1 protein-coding gene is annotated in these 1704 nt (G+C 65.5%); it reads right to left on the bottom strand.

Features of this window, described 5'->3' with window-relative positions; genetic code table 11:
* Nucleotides 1-460 precede the first annotated feature (460 nt).
* Nucleotides 461-1704, bottom strand: a 1244-nt coding sequence (locus BRAS3843_RS36170; RefSeq protein ID WP_035983998.1) for a di-heme-cytochrome C peroxidase, incomplete at its 5' end; no start/stop codon positions are given.

The following is a 1704-nucleotide window of genomic DNA, read 5'->3' as shown; positions in this document are numbered from 1 at the left end:
ATGTCTCGGCTGACCTGTGGTGACTGCCGCCTGCTTTCTTTGATGCAGGCGGGCCATGGGCTCGGCCAGAGTCCGGCATTCCCTGCGCCCTCCGACTTGGTCGAGGGCGGTGCAACTAGCAAAGCTCGGGCAGATCGTGCCGCGAGAGCGCGGGCGCATGGGTCGAGCTGTTCAAATTGTGAAATGACACACATGCCTCTGTGCGGCAGCGACCTGCGGACGTCTGGTCAGCCAGCGCGCCACCCGCCAGCTCTCACCCTCTCCCCTTGTGGGAGAGGGTGGCTGAGATGCGCAGCATCGAAGCCGGGTGAGGGGTCTGCGTCCGCGGAAGCAGAACCGTCACCCCACTCGAACTCGCTCCGCTCGTTCGATCCACCCTCTGCCACAAGGGGAGAGGGTGCACCGAGTCTTGCGCGACAGCTTCACCTGATTTCAACCTGCTACTCAATCCCGAGATGACCTACAGCGTTTTCAAATACTCGATCAGCTGCCAGCGCTCCTCCTCGCTGAAGCCGCGGCCGATCACCCCTTGGGGATAGTCGTGCGGGTCGCGCTCGGGTCCTTCGAAGGAATGGCCCAACACGCTGTTGCCCTTGATCGGTCCGTTGCCGTCGGCCGTCATGAACCGGGTCTGGCCGGTCTTGCACGAGGCCTCGCCGCCGGCGGGCACGGCAAAGCCGACCGTGACCGGATCGTAGTCGCGCGCGCCCTGGCAGAACGAGGTCGGCCGGTCGGCGGCAGGGCTCAGCATCCAATAGAGCGAGGGCACCGAGCCGTTGTGCAAATAAGGCGCGGTGGCCCAGACGCCGTTCAGCGGCCGCGCGCGATAGACCGGCACCGGCGATGGATTCGGGCAGTTCTTGCGCGTGCCCCAGACCAGGCTCTGATCGACGCCGGGATGCTCCTCCATCCACTTGTCGCTGGCGCGCTGCACGACATCCATCAGTGCGAGCGCGTAGGACAGGTCGGTGGTGGATACGCCCGGCGGCAGGCCGCAGCCCTTCAGGTCCTTGGCCGGATCAAGCCCGAGGAAGCCCGGCACCTTGACTATCCGCGTCCTCAATACGCTGGCCTGGCCAGGGTCGGTCTTCATGTCGGCGACAGGCTTCTGAACCAGATGCACCGCGCTGCCGGCCTTGTCCCAGGGACCGCCGTCGCGCCGCCAGAAGCTGAGCGCCTTGGTGTCGTCGTCGGTGTCGAAGCTGCGATCGTCGACCGGGCCGAGATGGCATTCGACGCAGATCTTGCCGTAGAGCCTGCGGCCGGCATCCACCTTGGCCTGATCGATCGTCCACGCCTTGTCGCCGGGGAACAGTTGGCCCGGCCATTTCGGCGAGGTGAGACCGCGGAAGCGGGGCGGGTCGGTCGCGAACGGATCAGGCCCGTGCAGCATGTCCTCGATCTGAATCAGATTCTCGATCGCGATCGCGGAGCGGAACACCCGGTTCGACGGCTTGTCGGGCGAGAAATTGATCGCAGCGAATACGCCGAGCGCCTCGCCGGCGTTGCGGATCAAGGGCTGCGAGATCGAGGCGTCATACTGCGCCCAGGAGAACCACGGCACGGTCCAGATCGGCGGGTAGCTGACCGGCGCGCTGATGGCCTCTTGATTGTCGAGGTAGCCGGGCAGGCCGCTGACCGCCATGTCGAGATAGAACACCTGGTTGCCGATCCGGTTCAGCGCGTCGAGCCGGCCAAATCCTT

It is taken from the genome of Bradyrhizobium sp. STM 3843, assembly GCF_000239815.1.
Taxonomy (GTDB): domain Bacteria; phylum Pseudomonadota; class Alphaproteobacteria; order Rhizobiales; family Xanthobacteraceae; genus Bradyrhizobium.
This window is presented reverse-complemented; position numbering and strand designations above follow the sequence as displayed.